This window comes from Achromobacter sp. UMC46, from assembly GCF_014170335.1.
Taxonomy (GTDB): domain Bacteria; phylum Pseudomonadota; class Gammaproteobacteria; order Burkholderiales; family Burkholderiaceae_B; genus Achromobacter.
Genome location: NZ_LZZS01000042.1, coordinates 119,326 through 136,065 on the forward strand (window position 1 = coordinate 119,326; position 16,740 = coordinate 136,065).

Below are 16,740 nucleotides of genomic sequence, written 5' to 3' on the forward strand. Positions count from 1 at the left end.
TGTTTCGGTGTCGTATGTCCATTATTTCGCGTTTATTTCTTGGGTTGTTGCTCGTATCCGCCTTGCTTTCACTGGTGCCGGGCGGCGAGGTATATGGCGCCGAGCCGAAGGTCGTGCGGGTCGAACCGGTCGTGCGCGACGGCCGCCTGGAGATCGACGCGGACATCGAATTCGAACTGAACCAGCAGTTGCGGGACGCCGCCCAGCGCGGCGTCCCCCTGTATTTCACGGCCGATCTCACCATGACGCAGGAGCGCTGGTGGTGGTTCGACAAGGCGCTGGTCGACACCTCCCGCACGTGGCGCGTCGTCTATAACGCGTTGACCCGGCAATGGCGCGCGGGGGTGGGCGAGCTGTCCTTCCCGGTGGCGTCGCTGGACGACGCCATGAGCGTCATCCGCCACATCCGGAGTTGGTCGGTGGCGGATGCCGGCGACTTCGACGAAGGGGTGTTGTACGCCGGCCAGCTCCGGCTGCGCCTGGACACCTCGCTTTTGCCCCGGCCGTTCCAGGTGAACGCCTTGAACAGCAGCTCGTGGGCGCAGGGGACTCCCTGGATGGACTTCTCGTTCACGCTGAGCGGCAAGGAGAAAGATCCCTCATGAGGCTGTTGCTCCGGCTGGCCCTGATGGTGGGTGCCGTAAGCGGCCTGGCGTTGCTGGGTTTGCTGGCATGGTCCACGGGCAATGCTTCGCGCTTTGCGCGCTATTACGACACGCTGCTGGTGCTGAACGGCATTTTCGCGCTGGCGCTGTTCATCTGGGTGGTGGCGCTGACGGTGCGGCTGGCCCGCCAGATCCGGCGCCGGCAGTTCGGCGCGCGCCTGACGGCGCGCTTTTCGCTGGCGTTCGCGCTGATCGGCGTGGTGCCCGGAGCCCTGATCTACACCGTGTCGGTGCAGTTCATGTCGCGCTCCATCGAATCCTGGTTCAACGTGCGGGTGGATACGGCGCTGGAGGCGGGCCTGAACCTGGGCCGCGCCGCGCTGGATTCGCTGCTGGCCGACCTGGATGCGCGTGCGCGCTCCATGGCCATGGAGTTGAACCGCAGCACGGACAGCGGCGTGATGCTGGCCTTGACCCGGCTGCGCGAAGCCAATGGGGTGCAAGAGGCCATGGTATTCACGGGCAGCGGGCGCATGGTGGCGTTTTCCACCAGCCAATATGGTCAGTTGCTGCCCGCGATGCCGCCGTCGACGGTCATGAACCAGCTGCGGCTGGCGCGCGGCTATTCCGCGGCCGAAGCCGACGACCCGGTCACGGCGGGCGCCGAAGGCGGCTTGCACCTGCGCGTGGTGATTCCGCTGACGGGGCCTGACCGCTACGACAACCTGCTGGGCGCGGCGTCCGAGCCGCGCTGGCTGCAATTGCTGCAACCGGTGCCCGACCAAATCGCGCACAACGCCAACCTGGTGCAGCAAGGCTTTCGCGACTATCAAGAGCTGGCGCTGTCCCGCCTGGGGCTGCGCAAGCTTTATGGCATTACGCTGACGCTGGCGCTGCTGCTGGCCGCGTTCGGCGCGATCGCGGTGGCGCTGTCCCTGTCCAAGCGCCTGGTCCGGCCGCTGCTGAGCCTGGCCGGCGGCACGCAGGCCGTGGGCGTGGGCGACTACCGCCCGCTGCCCGAGCCGCCCGAACGCGACGAAGTCGGCCAGCTGACACGCTCGTTCAACGCCATGACGCGGCAGCTGGACGAAGCCCGGCGCATGGTCGAAAGCAACCGGCAGCAGCTGGAGCGGTCCAACGTCTATCTGGAAAGCGTGTTGTCCAACCTGTCGTCCGGCGTGCTGGTGTTCGACGAGTCGTTCCGCGTCACTACCGTCAACCAGGGCGCCCAGACCATCCTGGGGGCGGACCTGCGCTCGGTGATCGGCCGTCCGCTGGAAACCGTGGACGGCATGCTGGAGTTCGCCAATATCGTGCGCCAGGCGTTTTCGACCCACGCGGCCGTGGGCTCGGAGCGCCAGCACTGGCAGCAGCAGTTCGAAATCAGTCCGGCCCAGGGCGACGCGCCCGCCCCGCCGCAGCCGCTGACCCTGCTGGCGCGCGGTACCCACCTGCGGGTGGACGGGCGCGGCAACGGGTATCTGGTGGTGTTTGACGATATTACCGAAGTGATTTCGGCCAACCGGACCGTGGCCTGGGGCGAAGTGGCCCGCCGCCTGGCGCACGAGATCAAGAACCCGCTGACCCCCATCCAGCTGTCGGCGGAGCGCCTGGCCATGAAGCTGGAAGGCAAGCTGCAGCCGGCCGAGGCGCAGATCGTCGAGCGTTCCACCAACACCATCGTCAACCAGGTGGCGTCGCTCAAGCAGATGGTGGACGATTTCCGCGAGTACGCCCGCACGCCGCCGGCCGTCATGCAGCGCATCGATTTCAACGCGCTGGTGGCCGACGTGCTGTCGCTGTACGGCTGGGAGCCGGACGGCGGTTCGTCCCGCCTGACCGGCAAGGCCCTGAACCTGGACGTGAACCTGGGGGCGGACCTGCCGCCGATCGAAGGCGATCCCACGCAGTTGCGCCAGGTGATCCACAACCTGATGTCCAATGCCCGCGACGCGATCGCCGAGCTGGGCGGCGAGGGCCGGGTCAGCGTGACGACCCAGCTGATGCGCAGCGAACAGCCCGACCGGGCTGATCAGCAGGCGCTGAGATTTACCGTTGCCGACACCGGGCCGGGCTTCCCGCCGCAGGTGATGCAGCGCGCGTTCGAGCCCTACGTAACCACCAAGTCCCACGGGACTGGGTTAGGATTGGCAATCGTACGCAAGATTGTGGAAGAGCATGGCGGACGTATCGACCTTGCCAACCGCAAGGAAGGAGGCGCGCGGATTTCCATCTTGTTGACCCGGTTGGCTCCCGGGGCAGATACTATGGACGCGACCGCGCAAGAAAAGGATAATGCGGCTACGCAATAGGTGGATGCTTTATGGCCAGAATTCTGGTGGTTGACGACGAAGTCGGTATACGTGAGCTTTTGTCGGAGATCCTTTACGACGAAGGACACACGGTCGAGCTGGCCGAAAATGCGGCGCAAGCGCGTGCCGCGCGCCTTCGCATGCGTCCTGATCTGGTGTTGCTGGACATCTGGATGCCCGACACCGATGGCGTGAGCTTGCTGAAAGAGTGGGGCTCGCAAGGCCTGCTCGACATGCCCGTGATCATGATGAGCGGCCATGCCACCATCGACACGGCGGTCGAGGCCACGCGCATCGGCGCCATGGATTTCCTGGAAAAGCCCATCACGCTGCAACGTCTGCTGAAGACCGTCGCGGCTGGGCTGGCGCGCGGGCGCGCCCCGCATCCGGCGCCTGCCGCCGCGAATCCGGCTGCCGCCAACGCCGCCGTGGCGCTGGAAGACGAGCTGGATCCCCCGGTCCTGGCGACGGCGCCCGCCAACGAAGTGCCGGTCACGTCCAACGGCCAACTGGGCAGTATTTCGCTGGACCAGCCGCTGCGTGAAGCGCGCGACGAATTCGAGCGCATCTATTTCGAATACCACCTGGTCCGCGAAAGTCACAGCATGACGCGCGTGTCCGAACGCACCGGGCTGGAACGTACCCACCTCTACCGCAAGCTCAAGCAATTGGGCATTGAGTCGGCGCGCAAGCGCAGCACATGAAGATCCTGATCATGGGCGCTGGTCGCGTAGGCACCAGCGTGGCCGAAAACCTGGTGTCCGAAGAAAACGACATCACCGTGGTGGATTCCGATCCCACGCAGCTTCAATACCTGCAAGAACACTTCGACCTGCGCGTCGTCCATGGCGACGGCTCGCAGGTGTCGGTGCTGGAAGCCGCCGGCGCCGCCGATACCGACCTGCTGATCGCCTGTGCGGCGTCCGACACCGCCAACATGGTGGCCTGCAAGATCGCCCGCCAGCTGTTCAATATCCCCCGCCGCATCGCCCGCATCCGCTCCGCGGAGTTCCCGGAACACCCGGAACTGATGAGCGAAGAGGGCTTTTGCATCGACGCCCTGATCAGCCCCGAACGCAGCGTCACCACCTACCTGCACAGCCTGATCGAATTTCCCGAGGCCTTGCAGGTCGTGGAATTCGCCGAAGGCCGCGTGTGCGTCGTGACCGTGCGGGTGGGGCATGGCAGCCCGATGGCGCATTCTTCCGTCGACAAGCTGCGCGACGTGTGGCCCGACGTGAAGGCGCGCGTGATCGACGTGCTGCGCGGCGGGCGCCCGTTGCGGGCGGGCAGCGGCACGGTCATCGCGCCGGGCGACGAGGTCGTGCTGGTGGTGGATTCGCGCGACGCGCGCCGCGCCGTGCGCCAGTTGCGCGAGGCCGAACGGGCCGTGCGCCGCGTGATGATCGCGGGCGGGGGCAACATCGGCCTGCGCCTGGCGCGCCAGCTGGCCGAAGAGAAATACAGCGTCCGCATCATCGAGCGCGACCTGAAGCGCTGCGAATACCTGGCGACCCAACTGCCCGACAGCGTGCTGGTCCTGCATGGCAGCGGCACCGACGAAGCCTTGCTGGAACGCGAGAACATCGAAGACATGGACACGTGGCTGGCGCTGACCAGCGACGACGAAGACAACATCATGTCGTCGCTGCTGGCCAAGCGCCTGGGCGCCCGCAAGGTGATCGCGCTGATCAACCGCCAGGCGTATGGCGAATTGATGCAGGGCAGCCATATCGATATCGCCGTGTCGCCGTCGCAGGCGACGATGAGCGAGCTGCTGCGCCACGTGCGCCGCGGCGACGTGGCCGCCGTGCACCGCTTGCGCCAGGGCGTGGCCGAAGCGCTGGAAGCCATCGCCCACGGCGACCGCTCGACCTCCAAGGTGGTGGGCCGGCCGGTGGGCCAGATCAGCCTGCCCAAGGGCGCCAGCATCGGCGCGCTGGTCCGTGGCGACGAAATCATCCTGCCGGATGCCGACACCGTGATTGAAACGGACGACCACGTGATCGTCTTCGTGCCCTCGCGGCGGCAGATGCCGCGCGTGGAAAAGCTGTTCCAAGTGTCGGCGTCGTTCTTCTGATGCGGATCCGCCCCATGCTCCGCCACGGGCCGCGCGCCACCGGATAGGCTCCCATGAAGCGCGTCCTGGGCACCCTCTATATCCTGGGCCTGACCATGGTGATGTTCGCCCTCACCATGCTCATCCCGCTGCTTGTCGCCTATGTGGGCGGCGATGCGGCGCGCGAAGCCTTCCTGAACGGCTTCCTGATTTCGGTGGGCATCGGGGGCGGGCTGGCCGCCTTGACGCGACGCAGCCGCTGCGAACTGCGCGCCCGCGACGGCTTCGTGCTGGTGTCGGCCGTGTGGGCCGGACTGCCGCTGCTGGCGGCCATTCCGCTGATGCTCTACTTCCACGGGGCCGGGCTGCCGCTGTCGTTCACCGGCGCCTACTTCGAAGCCATGTCCGGGCTGACGACCACGGGCGCCACGGTGCTGACCAACCTGGATGCGTTGCCCGCGTCGATCAACCTATGGCGCGCCACGCTGATCTGGATCGGCGGCATGGGCATCCTGGTGCTGGCGGTGGCGATTCTGCCCCTGCTGGGGGTCGGCGGCCACCAGGTGGTGCGGGCCGAAACACCGGGTCCCATGAAAGACGAGCGCCTGACGCCGCGCATCGCCAGCACGGCCAAGGCCCTGTACGCGGTGTATTTCGTGTTCTCGATCCTGTGCTTCCTGGCCTACCGCGCCGTGGGGCTGTCGTGGTTCGAGGCCTGGTGCCACATGGCCACGACGATGGGGCTGGGCGGGTTTTCGACCTGGGACGACGGTTTCGCCCATTTCGACTCGGTCGCCGTGGAAATGGTGGCCATGGTGTTCATGCTGATCGCCGGCATCAACTTCGCCACCCACTTCAACGCGTTCCGCCAGCGCAGCGCGCGCGCCTATTGGCGATGCCCGGAAGCCGTGCCCTACCTGGTCCTCGTGCTGGGGGCGGGCCTGGTCATTTCCATCTTCCTGTACGTGAAGGGCGTCTATGGCTCGCCGCTGGAGGCGCTGCGCTATGGCATGTTCAACACCATTTCGATGGCCACCACCACGGGCTACGCCAACACCGACTTCGCGCAGTGGCCCCTGTTCGCGCCGCTGACGATGCTGCTGCTGTCGGGTTTTGCCACGTCGGCGGGGTCCACCGGGGGCGGGATCAAGATGATCCGAGCGATCCTGCTGGTCAAGCAGGCACGCAATGAACTGGTAACAATGTTGCATCCGCATGCGATCAGTCCCGTGCGGATCAATGGCCGGGCGGTGGACAGCCGGACCATGTCGTCCGTGCTGGCCTTCATGCTGTTCTATGGGCTTTCCATCGCGGTATTCACGAGCCTGCTGCTGCTGTCGGGCCTGGACCCGATCACGGCGTTCTCGGCCGTTTTCGCCAGCGTCAACAACACCGGGCCGGGCCTGGGCCCCGTTGGCCCCATGGGCAACTTCGCGGTGCTGTCCGATTTCCAGATCTGGGTCTGCACCTTCGCCATGCTGATCGGCCGCTTGGAACTGCTGACCGTCCTGGTGCTGTTCACGCCGATTTTCTGGCGCAAATAAGGGCCACCGGGCCCGAAATTTTATAAGGGAAAACCCGAATCAGGGTTATCCCGCCCGGTCTCGGAAACCGCTTCCCGACTGCCATTCCGGCCGCCATCGGCCCGCGAGCCGCGCCATTTCTATGTTGTGAGCGCTTGCTCACTGCCCCTCAGAGGGCAAAACCGAATGCTTCGCGATGTTGCACACAAATGTCACGATTTTCAATCGTTTTGCCACAAACCTGCGGCTATCATGCGTTCACAAGTCGCCGTCTAGTGCCCCCCGGGAAGCTGCCGGGCTTCAAGGTCGAACGGCGCGTCCCTCATCAAACATTCAAAGGAGTCCGAGATGGAACAGATCCCGTTCATTTCGTCGGCCCCCAACACCCTGGGCATCGAACTCGAGCTGCAACTGATCGACCCCCGTAGTTTTGATCTGACCGCAGCCTCTGACGAGCTGCTGGCCCAAATGGCCAACCATCCCATTGCCGACCGCGTTAAACCGGAAATCACGCGGTCCATGATCGAATTGAATTCCTCGGTGCATGAGCACCCCATGGGCCTCTTGGCCGAAATGCGCGAGATGCGCGACGCCTTGGTCGAAGCGGCCGACGCGGTCGGCGTCGCGGTCGCCGGCGGCGGCGCCCATCCCTTCATGCGCTGGCAAGAGCGCTCCATCTCGGATACCCCGCGCTTCCAGTACCTGGCCGAAATGTACGGTTACCTGGCGCGTCAATTTACGGTCTTCGGCCAGCACATCCACCTGGGTGTGAAGAGCGGCGACGACTCTATCAAACTGTTGCGCCGCCTGTCGCCGTATGTGCCGCATTTCATCGCGCTGTCGGCCTCGTCCCCGTATTGCGAGGGCGTCGATACGCTGTTTTCGTGCTCGCGCCTGAACGCGGTCAACAGCTTCCCGCTGGCTGGCCACATGCCGCCCGACGTCAAGGACTGGTACCAGTTCGAGGCCCACCTGTCGCAACTGCGCGCCTACGGCCTGGCCGAGAGCATCAAGGACCTGTACTGGGATATCCGCCCGAAGCCGGAGTTCGGCACGGTGGAGATCCGCGTGTGCGATACGCCGTTGACGGTTGAACGCGCGTGCCAGATCGCGGCCTTCGCCCAGGCGCTGGCGGTCTTGCTGATGCGCGAGGACGATCCCAGCGACAGTGCGTGGCTGTCTTACCGCAGCAACCACTTCCAGGCCTGCCGTTTCGGCCTGCAGGGCAGCTACGTCACGCCGGAAGGCCAGCGCTTGCGCCTGATGGACCATCTGCGGGCGTTGTTTCAGCGGCTGATGCCGGTGGCGGAAGAACTGGGGACGGGCGACATGATCGCTGCCTTGCGCGACGAAGCCATGCGTAGCGGCAACGATGCGCGGTGGCTGCGCAGCCAATTCCATCGCCTGCGTGATCTGCCGCTGGTGGTGGACGCGATGACGCACACCTGGCGTGGCGAGCCGGCCGGGGCTGCCCCGGCCGAACCCACCGCGGTCCTGCGCCGGCGCATCCGCGCCAATTCAGAGCCGATGCAGCCGTTGTCGGCCTCTGAACCCGGCGTCAGCGTGCCGCTGCCGGAACGCTTGCACTAAGTAAGCACGAAGCAACCAGGCACCAAGCACGAAGCGGCCCCGGATGGGGCCGCGCTTCAAGGATTTCCGCGGTGCCGCCCGCCGATCGCGCTGACGGACAACCGGGTCTCTCCAGCCACCGTGCGGTGCGCGGCGGCGCGCCAGGCGTGGCCGTACGCTACTTCGATACTCAAGGCAATCAGGCCATCTGGCCGGCGTTGCGCTTCCAGCGCGGCGTACAGGCGGTCGCGCCAGTCCCGGCCGACCAGGCCGCCGCGGCGGCCCTCGGCAGGATTCCCACCCAGCGCGCGCACATCTTGCAGCAGTTTTTCGGGGCTGCGGTAGGTCAGGGTCAGCAGTTCCTGGTCCATGACCGGATCGGCAAAGCCGTTTTCCACCAGCAGGTCGCCGAAGTCATGCATGTCCACGAAGGACGGCGTGGCGGTCGCGAGGCCGGCATCGGTCAGGGCCTGGCGCAGTTCGCGCAGGGTGGCTGGCCCCAGACACGAGAACATCGCCAGCCCGCCCACTTTCAGGATGCGGCGCCATTCCGCCAGCACCGCGTGCGGGGCGCGGTGCCAGTGCATGGCCAGGTTGGACCATACGAGTTCCAGCGATTCGGGGGCCAGGCCGGTATCCGCCAGATCGGCATTGAGGAAGGCCGGGGCCGTCGGACCGCGGCGGGCCAGCTTGCCGATCCAGGCGCCCAGGCCGGCAGGCGCATGGCGCTTGCGGGCCCGTTCCAGCAACGGCTCGCAGTTGTCCAGCCCGGTATAGCCGGCGTCCGGATAGCGCTCGCGCAGCAGCGGCAGGTTGTCGCCCGCGCCACAGCCCGCGTCCAGCATCGCCTGGGGCTGCACGCGGATGTATTGCAGGCGGCCGAGCATGCGCCGGGCCACTTCCCCATAGAGGAACTGGGCGTCGGACAAGTCGCCACGGCGGGCGAACTGGCGGGGCACGTCGGCGCTGACGAGGGGAAGGGAGGGGAGCGGTGCGGATTCTGGCAGGGACATTTCGGTCGCGCCCGCGTCTTCGCCGCGGGGCGGAACATGATTTCATGAGGGATGGCACACATTATTGCGCATCCCGGCGGCCGGGCCCGATTCTCCCTACAAGGCATGGGGCGGCGGGTGTGGTCGCGGATCGGCTGCGATTGCCCGCTATGCGGCGCGCGGGTGGCGGGCGCGCGGCTGTGCAGTGGCTGCGAAACCGACATCACCGCCTTGCCGGGCGGCCGGTCCCGGTGCCCCCGGTGCGCGCTGCGGTTGCCCGCCCTGGCGCCTGCTTGCCCGGCGTGCCTGGGTGGGTCATGGGCCTACGGGCGGACCTTCGCCGCGTTCGACTACACCCCGCCTGCCGATGCCCTGATCCAGATGCTCAAGACCCGGCTGCGCCTGAGCATGGCGCCAGTGCTGGCCCGGCTGCTGGCCGCGGAGATCCGGCGTGGTGGCGGGTTGCCCGAGGGCTGCCTGCTGGTGCCGGTGCCCGCCAGCCGCGCGTCGCTGCGCCTGCGCGGCATGAACCCGGCGGGTGAAATCGCCCGCAGCCTGGCGGCCGAACTGGCGTTGCCCTTGGCGCGCGGCGCGCTGCGGCGGCGCCGGGAAACGCCCCGCCAGACATCGCTTGGACGGCGCGCCCGCCAGACGGGCGCAACGGGTTTGTTCGCCGCGTCTTCCCGGGTGCGCGGGCGCCACGTGGCGGTGGTCGACGACGTCATGACGACAGGCAGCACGGTGCAGGCGGCCGCAAGCGCCTTGCTGGCGGCAGGTGCCGCCAGCGTGACCATCGTGGTGGCGGCGCGTACGCCTTGAAGGCGAGCGGCAGCGCGTCCCGGCGGCAAATCGGCGACAATCCGCCTGCGCGGCCAATCTGGCGCCGCAAGCCGTCCTAGTTCCTTATCCGCCATGTTCCACGTCATCCTCGTCTGCCCCGAGATCCCCCCCAATACCGGCAACGCCATCCGGCTGTGCGCCAATACCGGGGCCCAATTGCATCTGGTGCGCCCTTTGGGTTTTGAACTGGATGACGCGCGCATGCGCCGCGCCGGCCTGGACTATCACGAGTGGCAGCCCGTGCGGGTGCACGACACGCTGCAAGAGGCGCTGGACGACACCGGCGCCGATGCGTCGAGCATCTACGCGCTGACCACGCAGGCGCAGCGCAGCGTGGCGGATATCGGTTTCAAACCGGGCGACGTGTTCGTATTCGGCCGAGAAACGGCGGGGCTGTCGCCGGAGCATCAGGCGATGTTCGCGCCTCAGCAGCGCTTGCGGCTGCCGATGCGCGCGGGCCAGCGCAGCCTGAACCTGTCGAACGCGGTTGCGGTGACGGTGTTCGAAGCCTGGCGCCAGCAAGGCTTCGAAGGCGGCGTGTAGGCCGCCTGGCCCAGGCGGCGTTTTCCAGGGGGCTTATTCCCGGCCGCTTAGTCCAGCGACAGCTTCAGCTTTTCGATCACCTGGTCCCAGCGCGCCTTTTCGCTCTTGATGCGGGCGGTCAGGGCTTCCGGCGTGGACGCCGCGGGGGTGAAGTACTGCAGGGCCAGCTGCTTGCGCACGGCCTCGCTGTCGATGATGCGGGCCAGTTCGCTGTTCAGCCGTTCGATGATCGGCGTCGGCGTGCCGGCGGGGGCCAGCACGGCGTTCCACGAAATGGCTTCGAAGTCGGGGTAGCCCTGCGAAGCCATCGTCGGGATGCCCGGCAGCGCCTCGCTGGGTTGCAGGCTGGTCACCGCCAGCAGCTTGACCTTGCCGTCGCGGGCCTGCGGCACGGCGATGGCCGGCACCATGAAGCCGGCTTGCACGTCGCCGCCGATGATGGCGGTGATGACCTGCGGAAATCCCGAATACGGGATATGCGCCAGGTCCACGCCGGCGCTTTCCTTGAACATCTCCATCGCCAGGTGGGCCGAGCTGCCCGGGCCCACGGAACCATAGTTCAGCGAATTGCCGCGGCCTTTGACCAGTTTGACGAAGTCCTGGACGTTGTCGACCTTCAAGCTGCCCGGCACGACCAGCACGTTGGGGCTGGTGCCCACCAGCGTGATGGGGGCCAGGTCGGTCAGCGGGTCGTAGCCCAGCGTCTTCTTGTACAGCGTGGGCGCCGTGACCAGCGGCCCGTTGATCGTATAGAGCAGCGTGTAGCCGTCGGGCTTGGCCTGCGACACGACGCGCGTGCCGATGTTGCCGCCCGCGCCCGGCTTGTTGTCGATGACGATGGGCTGGCCCAGCGCCTGTGACAGCGGCTCCGAGATCGTGCGCGCCAGGATGTCGGGCGACGATCCGGGCGGGAAGGGCACGACCATGTGGATGGGGTGGTCGGGCCAGTCGGCGTGGGCGGCGGCCGGCAGCACGGCGGCCAGGCTGAGGCACAGGCCGCGCAGAAGCGGGCCGACCCGGAGTTTTCGGGTTTGCGTCATGAAGGATGTCTCCTCGGAATCGGTGCGGTGTCTTGTTGTTAGGGAGGGGTCAGAGATGGCCGCCCAGCGACGGGTCCAGCGGGCCGCCCGCATCGGCGCTTTCGTCGCGCGCGTCACGCGCGAGCAGGGCGGACACGGCGGTCATGGGCGCCACGCCGTCGAACAGCACGGCGCAGACGGCTTCAGTGATGGGCAATTCGACGTTGATGGCGCGGGCGCGGTTCAGCGCGGCGCGCGCGCAGCGCACGCCTTCGGCCGTGATGCCGCTGGCCAGGATGTCGGCCAGCTTGCGGCCGGCGCCGATCTCCAGGCCGACGCGGCGGTTGCGCGACAGTTCTCCGGTGGCGGTCAGCACCAGGTCACCCAGGCCGGTCAGCCCTGCGAAGGTCTCGGCGCGGGCGCCCAGCGCCACGCCGAAGCGCGTCATTTCGGCCAGGCCGCGGGTGATCAGCGCGGCGCGGGCATTGGTGCCCAGCGCCAGCCCGTCGCCGATGCCGCAGGCGACGGCGATCACGTTCTTCAACGCGCCGCCCACTTCCACGCCCACCAGGTCCGTACTGGCGTAGACGCGCAGCGCGGCGCCATGGAAGGCGGCGGTGGTGGCGTCGCGCAAGGCCGCGCTGGTGCTGGCGACCGTCAGCGCCACGGGCAGGCCCTGGGCGACTTCGCGCGCAAAAGAGGGGCCGGACAGTGCTCCGCCGACTGCGTCAGGCAACGCCTGGCGCATGATTTCGTGAGGCAGCCTGGCCGTGTCGGCTTCAAAGCCCTTGCACGTCCAGACGATGGGGGTGTCCTGCAATCCCAAGGCGGGCAGCCGGCGCGACAATTCGCCGCAAATGGCGGTCAGCCCGGACACGGGCACGCCCAGCACGATCAGGCGGCGCGCGCCCTCGTCTTGCAGGCTGCGCAGCGTGGCGTCGAGATCGGAGGAGACATTCAGGGCCTGGGGCAGGGAGATGCCAGGCAGGTAGCGCGCGTTCTCATGCGTGGCGGCCATGCTGGCGGCCTGCGCGGCGTCGCGCGCCCAAAGCAGGGTGGCGTGGCGGCGGCTGGAGGCCGCCGCCAGCGCGGTGCCCCAACTTCCCGCACCCAGGACGGCGACGCGCAAGCGCGGCTCTGTGGGATGGTTCATCGGGGCAGGGTGTGCTTACTGGCGCGTGGCGCTGGGGGGCAGGATGATGCCCGAGTCGCTGCCATTGCCGTTGCCGTTGGCGGCGCCGCCTTGCTGCTGTTGCAGTTCGGCCAGACGTTGCTCGTACAGGGCCTGGAAGTTGACTTCCGTCAGGTGCAGCGGCGGCATCGACGTGCGGGTGATCGCGTCGGCGATGTTGGCGCGCAGGTACGGGTACAGCATCGTCGGGCAGACGATGCCCAGCAGCGGATCCAGCTGCTCTTCCGGGATGTTGGCGGCTTCGAAGATGCCGGCTTGCGTGCCTTCGACCAGGTACACGACCTTGTCGCTGATGCGGGTGGTGACGGTGACGGTGACCGTGGTCTCGAACACGGTTTCGGCCAGACGCTGGCCGCCCACGGTGATGCTCACTTCAACCTGGGGCGCTTCTTGCTCCAGGAAGACGTGGGGCGCATTCGGCATTTCCAGCGAAAGGTCTTTCAGGTAGACGCGTTGCAGATTGAACGAGGGCGCGTCGTTGCCGCCTTCTTGCTGGGTGTTTTGGTCTTGATCAGCCATGAGTGTTTCCGTTGGTGGGAGGGGCAAAGGTAAGGGCGATTAGCCGTTCAGCAAGGGGGCAAGGCCACCCGAGCGGTCCAGGGCCATCAAGTCGTCGCAACCGCCGACATGGGTATCGCCGATGAAGATCTGCGGCACGGTGCGCCGGCCGGTGCGTTCGATCATGACATCGCGCTGGGACGGGTCCCGGTCGATCTGGATGATCTCCAGGTCGGCCACGCCGCGCTGCTCGAGCAGCGCCTTGGCGCGGGCGCAATAAGGACAATAGTCCTTGCTGTACATGACAACTTTATTCATAGGCGCTCCTGCGATTCGGAGTTGAAAGAAGGGGACGGGCGCCCCGGCTCAACCCTTCTGGGTCACCGGCAGGCTGGCGGCCGACCAGGCGCGCATGCCGCCATCCAGCGGCACCACGTCGGTGAAACCCTGCGCGCGCAGCTTGGTGGCGGCGCGGGCGGAGTCACGGCCATTGTCGCAAACCACGACCAAAGGCTTGTTCTTGGGCAGCGACGCGGCCTTTTGTTCGATGTCGGCGGCCGGCACGTTGCGGGCCTGGGCGATGTGGCCGGCCTGGAACTGCTCGGCGGTACGCACGTCGACCCAGACGGCGTTGCGCTGGTTGACCATCTGGATGGCCTCGCCGGTGCTGACGGCCGAGCCGCTGCGCCCCTTGCGGAGCGCGGGAATGGCTAGCATCACGCCGGCGATGACGGCGACGGCGACGATGAAGACGTTGTTTTTATCGAGCAAGAATTGCAGAAGATCCACGGGGCATCCTGAAGTACGGCGACAAGCCAGGTAGGGGCGAACCCTTGGCGTCGCCTCAGGCGCCGCGCCATGGAAATGGACGGGTGCGCCGGGGCAAAATCAAGGGCAAAATCACTCAATTATAAAATGAGCGCATTCTTTAACCATCCCCTAACTTTAACCCGCGCGGAAAGCGTGCCAAACCATGCATAAACTTGTTCTGATGCGCCACGGCGAAAGCCAGTGGAATCTGGAAAACCGCTTCACCGGCTGGACTGACGTCGACCTGACCGAAACCGGCCGTGAACAGGCCCGCAAGGCCGGAGAATTGCTGAAGAAAGAGGGTTACACCTTCGATCTGGCCTATTCGTCGCTGCTCAAGCGTGCCATCCGCACCCTGTGGATCGCGCTGGACGCCATGGACGCCATGTACACCCCGGTGGGCGTGAACTGGCGCCTGAACGAACGCCACTACGGTGCGCTGCAGGGCTTGAACAAAGCCGAAACCGCCGCCAAGTACGGCGACGAGCAGGTCCTGGTCTGGCGCCGTGCCTACGCCATCGCCCCGGAACCGCTGTCGCTGGACGACGAGCGCCATCCGCGTTTCGACAGCCGCTACGCCAAGATCCCGGCCGACCAGCTGCCGGCCACCGAGTGTCTGAAAGACACCGTGGCCCGGGTGCTGCCGTTCTGGAACGAATCCATCGCCCCGGCCATCCTCGCCGGCCGCAAGGTGCTGGTCGCCGCCCACGGCAACAGCTTGCGCGCGCTGATCAAGCACCTGGACAATGTGTCGGACGACGACATCGTCAACGTGAATATTCCGACCGGCCAGCCGCTGGTCTACGAATTGGATGATGACCTGCGCCCCATCCGCCACTATTATCTGGGCGATGCCGCCGAGATCGAGGCGGCCATGGCTGCCGTCGCAGCCCAAGGCAAGGCTAAGAAGGACTAAAAGGACCTGTTCACACCAGATGGAACCTCGCATGATTGCGCAATCACCCTTCGGGCAGGCTGGAACTCGGGCGCCAAGCGTCGTTGTGACCACCTTGCGTGGTGCAGGCCACGCGGCGTCGGCCACGCCTAGCCTGGCACCCGATTTCCAGCCTGTGCGAGGCTCCCTCCGGTGAGAGCAGGTCCTTCTATGCGTCGCACGGCAGGGTGGTTGTTGGCGGTCATGTTGGCCGGTGGGGGGCTGTCGGCTCAGGCGGCGCCCAACGACCTTGCCGGACGCCAGTCCGACGCCGAACGCCAGCAGGCCGCCTTGCGCGACCGCATCGAGAACTTGCAAAAGGACATCGACGGCCGCGAGGCCGCCCGCAAGGAAGCGGCCGACGCGCTCAAACAGTCGGAATCCTCGATTTCCAAGATCAACCTGCGCTTGCGGGAGCTGGCCGACGCCAACCGCCAGGCGCAGGCCGACCTGACCGGCCTGGAAAAGCAGATCGGCGCCCAAGAAGCCGTGCTGGCCAAGCGCCGCACCGAGCTCGCCGAGCAGTTGCGCACCCAATACACCAGCGGCGTGTCGCCCTGGACGGCCCTGCTGTCCGGCGACGATCCCCAGGTGCTGGGCCGCAATCTGGGCTATCTGGACTACGTGTCCCAGGCCCGCGCCAACGCCGTGCAGGCGCTGCGGGCCGATATCGAACGCCTGGCCGCCTTGCAGACGCGCGCCGACGCGCGCCGCGGCGAAATTGAAAAAGTGGTGGCCGAAACCTCCGAGCAGAAGACTGCCCTGGTTGGCCAGCAGAAAGAGCGCGCCACGCTGCTGGCGCAGCTGGAAGGGCAGATCGCCGCCCAGCGTGCCGAAGCCAACAAGCTGGGCCGCGACGACCAGCGCCTGTCCCGCCTGATCACCGACCTGGACGCGGCGATCACCAAGCAGATCGAAGAGGCCCGCAAGGCCGAAGAGGCGCGCAGGAAGGCCGAAGAGGCCCGCCGGGTAGAAGAAGCCCGCCGCGCGGCCGAAGACGCCAAAAAGCGTGCCGAAGCGCAGCGCCGCGCGGACGACGCCCGCAAGAAGGCCGAGGCGGACCGCAAGCTAGCGGCCGATGACGCCGCCCGGCGCGACCGCGACAGCCGCGATGCCCGCGATGCGGCCCAGGCCCGCGAACAAGTGGAAGCGGCGTCGCGCCAGAACCGCGGCCCGGTCGCCGTGGCCGACCCGGACGCCGCCGGATTACGTCCGGCTGAACAGCGGCACACCCGCCTGACGGATCCGGCAGGCACGCCGCCGCCCGCGGCGGAAAAACCGGCGGAGCCCCCCAAAAAGGCGGAACCCGTCGAGGCCGAAACCACTCCAACCCGTAGTGCATCGGCCCAGCAGGCCGCCCGTGCCGTGCCGCTTGGCGGCGGCAGCGGTTTGAAGCATGGCCTGGCCATGCCGGTGCGCGGGCAGGTGCAGGGCCGTTTCGGGGTCGACCGCCCGGACGGCGGCGTCTGGCGTGGCGTGGTGCTGCGCGCGCCGGAAGGCACCCCCGTCAAAGTAGTGGCTCCCGGTACCGTCGTCTACGCCGAATGGCTGCGCGGTTTTGGCAACCTCATCATTGTGGATCATGGCCAGCAGTACCTGACGGTCTATGCTTACAACCAAAGTCTGCTCAAACGGGTGGGAGATTCGGTGACAGGTGGCGATACTATTGCTACGGTAGGGGCAACCGGCGGCCAAGTGGAATCCGGCCTATACTTTGAAATTCGCCATCGTGGCGCTCCTGTGGATCCGGCCCAGTGGCTGGCCCAGTAGGGGCATTGGCAAAATTGTCGTTGGTAAATAACCGTTGGTGAATTACCAAACCCCATCGGCGAAAACAAAATTCG

At 66.8% G+C, this 16,740-nt stretch carries 16 protein-coding genes; 10 read left to right on the plus strand and 6 right to left on the minus strand.

Annotation, left to right across the window (positions count from 1 at the left end):
• Positions 1-14: 14 nt before the first annotated feature.
• The 6 genes from A9973_RS30785 to A9973_RS30810 all read left to right on the plus strand — a co-directional run bounded on the left by A9973_RS30785 (position 15) and on the right by A9973_RS30810 (position 8,089).
• Positions 15-605, plus strand: a complete 591-nt coding sequence (locus tag A9973_RS30785; protein WP_370539419.1) for a DUF4390 domain-containing protein — start codon at positions 15-17, stop codon at positions 603-605.
• Positions 602-2,917 (plus strand): ATP-binding protein, encoded by a 2,316-nt coding sequence (locus A9973_RS30790; RefSeq protein ID WP_183011846.1) that lies wholly within the window; start codon positions 602-604, stop codon positions 2,915-2,917. Before A9973_RS30785 ends, A9973_RS30790 begins: the two co-directional genes overlap by 4 nt.
• A gap of 11 nt (positions 2,918-2,928) precedes the next feature.
• On the plus strand, positions 2,929-3,621 hold the full coding sequence (locus A9973_RS30795) for a response regulator (RefSeq protein ID WP_183011845.1): 693 nt from the start codon (positions 2,929-2,931) through the stop codon (positions 3,619-3,621).
• Positions 3,618-4,997, plus strand: a complete 1,380-nt coding sequence (gene trkA / locus A9973_RS30800; RefSeq protein ID WP_183011844.1) for a Trk system potassium transporter TrkA — start codon at positions 3,618-3,620, stop codon at positions 4,995-4,997. Before A9973_RS30795 ends, trkA begins: the two co-directional genes overlap by 4 nt.
• Positions 4,998-5,050: 53 nt before the next feature.
• Positions 5,051-6,520 carry a TrkH family potassium uptake protein gene (locus A9973_RS30805; RefSeq protein ID WP_183011843.1) on the plus strand — a complete coding sequence of 490 codons (1,470 nt, stop codon included), beginning with the start codon at positions 5,051-5,053 and terminating at the stop codon, positions 6,518-6,520.
• Positions 6,521-6,847: 327 nt separating this feature from the next.
• Entirely contained in the window at positions 6,848-8,089 is a 1,242-nt protein-coding gene (locus tag A9973_RS30810) for a YbdK family carboxylate-amine ligase (protein WP_183011842.1), read from the plus strand.
• Positions 8,090-8,145: 56 nt separating this feature from the next.
• On the opposite strand, the gene A9973_RS30815 is transcribed toward A9973_RS30810, so the two are convergent.
• Positions 8,146-9,081, minus strand: a complete 936-nt coding sequence (locus tag A9973_RS30815; protein ID WP_183011841.1) for a methyltransferase domain-containing protein — start codon at positions 9,079-9,081, stop codon at positions 8,146-8,148.
• A gap of 51 nt (positions 9,082-9,132) precedes the next feature.
• Between A9973_RS30815 and A9973_RS30820 the strand changes: the two genes are divergently transcribed.
• Positions 9,133-9,879 (plus strand): ComF family protein, encoded by a 747-nt coding sequence (locus A9973_RS30820; protein ID WP_370539418.1) that lies wholly within the window; start codon positions 9,133-9,135, stop codon positions 9,877-9,879.
• Positions 9,880-9,972: 93 nt separating this feature from the next.
• Complete coding sequence (locus A9973_RS30825; RefSeq protein WP_183011840.1) at positions 9,973-10,443, plus strand: tRNA (cytidine(34)-2'-O)-methyltransferase; 471 nt, start codon at positions 9,973-9,975, stop codon at positions 10,441-10,443.
• A 47-nt stretch (positions 10,444-10,490) separates the two neighbouring features.
• Here the strand turns inward: A9973_RS30825 and A9973_RS30830 are convergent, their stop codons facing one another.
• From A9973_RS30830 to A9973_RS30850, 5 genes are read right to left on the minus strand one after another with little or no spacing between them, the layout of a single operon-like run.
• On the minus strand, positions 10,491-11,483 hold the full coding sequence (locus tag A9973_RS30830; RefSeq protein WP_183011839.1) for a tripartite tricarboxylate transporter substrate binding protein: 993 nt from the start codon (positions 11,481-11,483) through the stop codon (positions 10,491-10,493).
• 49 nt (positions 11,484-11,532) lie between these two features.
• A complete protein-coding gene (locus tag A9973_RS30835; RefSeq protein ID WP_183011838.1) occupies positions 11,533-12,615 on the minus strand; it encodes an NAD(P)H-dependent glycerol-3-phosphate dehydrogenase in 1,083 nt (360 codons plus the stop codon).
• A gap of 15 nt (positions 12,616-12,630) precedes the next feature.
• Positions 12,631-13,173, minus strand: coding sequence for a protein-export chaperone SecB (secB, locus tag A9973_RS30840; protein WP_183011837.1), 543 nt, complete (start codon positions 13,171-13,173; stop codon positions 12,631-12,633).
• Between the two features lie 39 nt (positions 13,174-13,212).
• The gene (grxC, locus tag A9973_RS30845) at positions 13,213-13,470 is read right to left on the minus strand and encodes a glutaredoxin 3 (RefSeq protein WP_006224674.1); all 258 of its coding nucleotides are present in this window, start codon (positions 13,468-13,470) and stop codon (positions 13,213-13,215) included.
• A 48-nt stretch (positions 13,471-13,518) separates the two neighbouring features.
• Positions 13,519-13,941, minus strand: a complete 423-nt coding sequence (locus A9973_RS30850; protein WP_183011836.1) for a rhodanese-like domain-containing protein — start codon at positions 13,939-13,941, stop codon at positions 13,519-13,521.
• 184 nt (positions 13,942-14,125) lie between these two features.
• Between A9973_RS30850 and gpmA the strand changes: the two genes are divergently transcribed.
• Positions 14,126-14,878 (plus strand): 2,3-diphosphoglycerate-dependent phosphoglycerate mutase, encoded by a 753-nt coding sequence (gene gpmA, locus A9973_RS30855; protein ID WP_183011835.1) that lies wholly within the window; start codon positions 14,126-14,128, stop codon positions 14,876-14,878.
• Between the two features lie 189 nt (positions 14,879-15,067).
• A complete protein-coding gene (locus A9973_RS30860; RefSeq protein ID WP_183011834.1) occupies positions 15,068-16,666 on the plus strand; it encodes a murein hydrolase activator EnvC in 1,599 nt (532 codons plus the stop codon).
• The last annotated feature ends 74 nt before the right edge of the window (positions 16,667-16,740 follow it).

Bases quoted from the DNA above. Each gene is read 5' to 3' on its own strand.
- A9973_RS30785 (WP_370539419.1), top strand. From the start codon at position 15: ATGTCCATTATTTCGCGTTTATTTCTTGGGTTGTTGCTCGTATCCGCC.
- A9973_RS30790 (WP_183011846.1), top strand. From the start codon at position 602: ATGAGGCTGTTGCTCCGGCTGGCCCTGATGGTGGGTGCCGTAAGCGGC.
- A9973_RS30795 (WP_183011845.1), top strand. From the start codon at position 2,929: ATGGCCAGAATTCTGGTGGTTGACGACGAAGTCGGTATACGTGAGCTT.
- trkA (WP_183011844.1), top strand. From the start codon at position 3,618: ATGAAGATCCTGATCATGGGCGCTGGTCGCGTAGGCACCAGCGTGGCC.
- A9973_RS30805 (WP_183011843.1), top strand. From the start codon at position 5,051: ATGAAGCGCGTCCTGGGCACCCTCTATATCCTGGGCCTGACCATGGTG.
- A9973_RS30810 (WP_183011842.1), top strand. From the start codon at position 6,848: ATGGAACAGATCCCGTTCATTTCGTCGGCCCCCAACACCCTGGGCATC.
- A9973_RS30815 (WP_183011841.1), bottom strand. From the start codon at position 9,081: ATGTCCCTGCCAGAATCCGCACCGCTCCCCTCCCTTCCCCTCGTCAGC.
- A9973_RS30820 (WP_370539418.1), top strand. From the start codon at position 9,133: ATGGCACACATTATTGCGCATCCCGGCGGCCGGGCCCGATTCTCCCTA.
- A9973_RS30825 (WP_183011840.1), top strand. From the start codon at position 9,973: ATGTTCCACGTCATCCTCGTCTGCCCCGAGATCCCCCCCAATACCGGC.
- A9973_RS30830 (WP_183011839.1), bottom strand. From the start codon at position 11,483: ATGACGCAAACCCGAAAACTCCGGGTCGGCCCGCTTCTGCGCGGCCTG.
- A9973_RS30835 (WP_183011838.1), bottom strand. From the start codon at position 12,615: ATGAACCATCCCACAGAGCCGCGCTTGCGCGTCGCCGTCCTGGGTGCG.
- secB (WP_183011837.1), bottom strand. From the start codon at position 13,173: ATGGCTGATCAAGACCAAAACACCCAGCAAGAAGGCGGCAACGACGCG.
- grxC (WP_006224674.1), bottom strand. From the start codon at position 13,470: ATGAATAAAGTTGTCATGTACAGCAAGGACTATTGTCCTTATTGCGCC.
- gpmA (WP_183011835.1), top strand. From the start codon at position 14,126: ATGCATAAACTTGTTCTGATGCGCCACGGCGAAAGCCAGTGGAATCTG.
- A9973_RS30860 (WP_183011834.1), top strand. From the start codon at position 15,068: ATGCGTCGCACGGCAGGGTGGTTGTTGGCGGTCATGTTGGCCGGTGGG.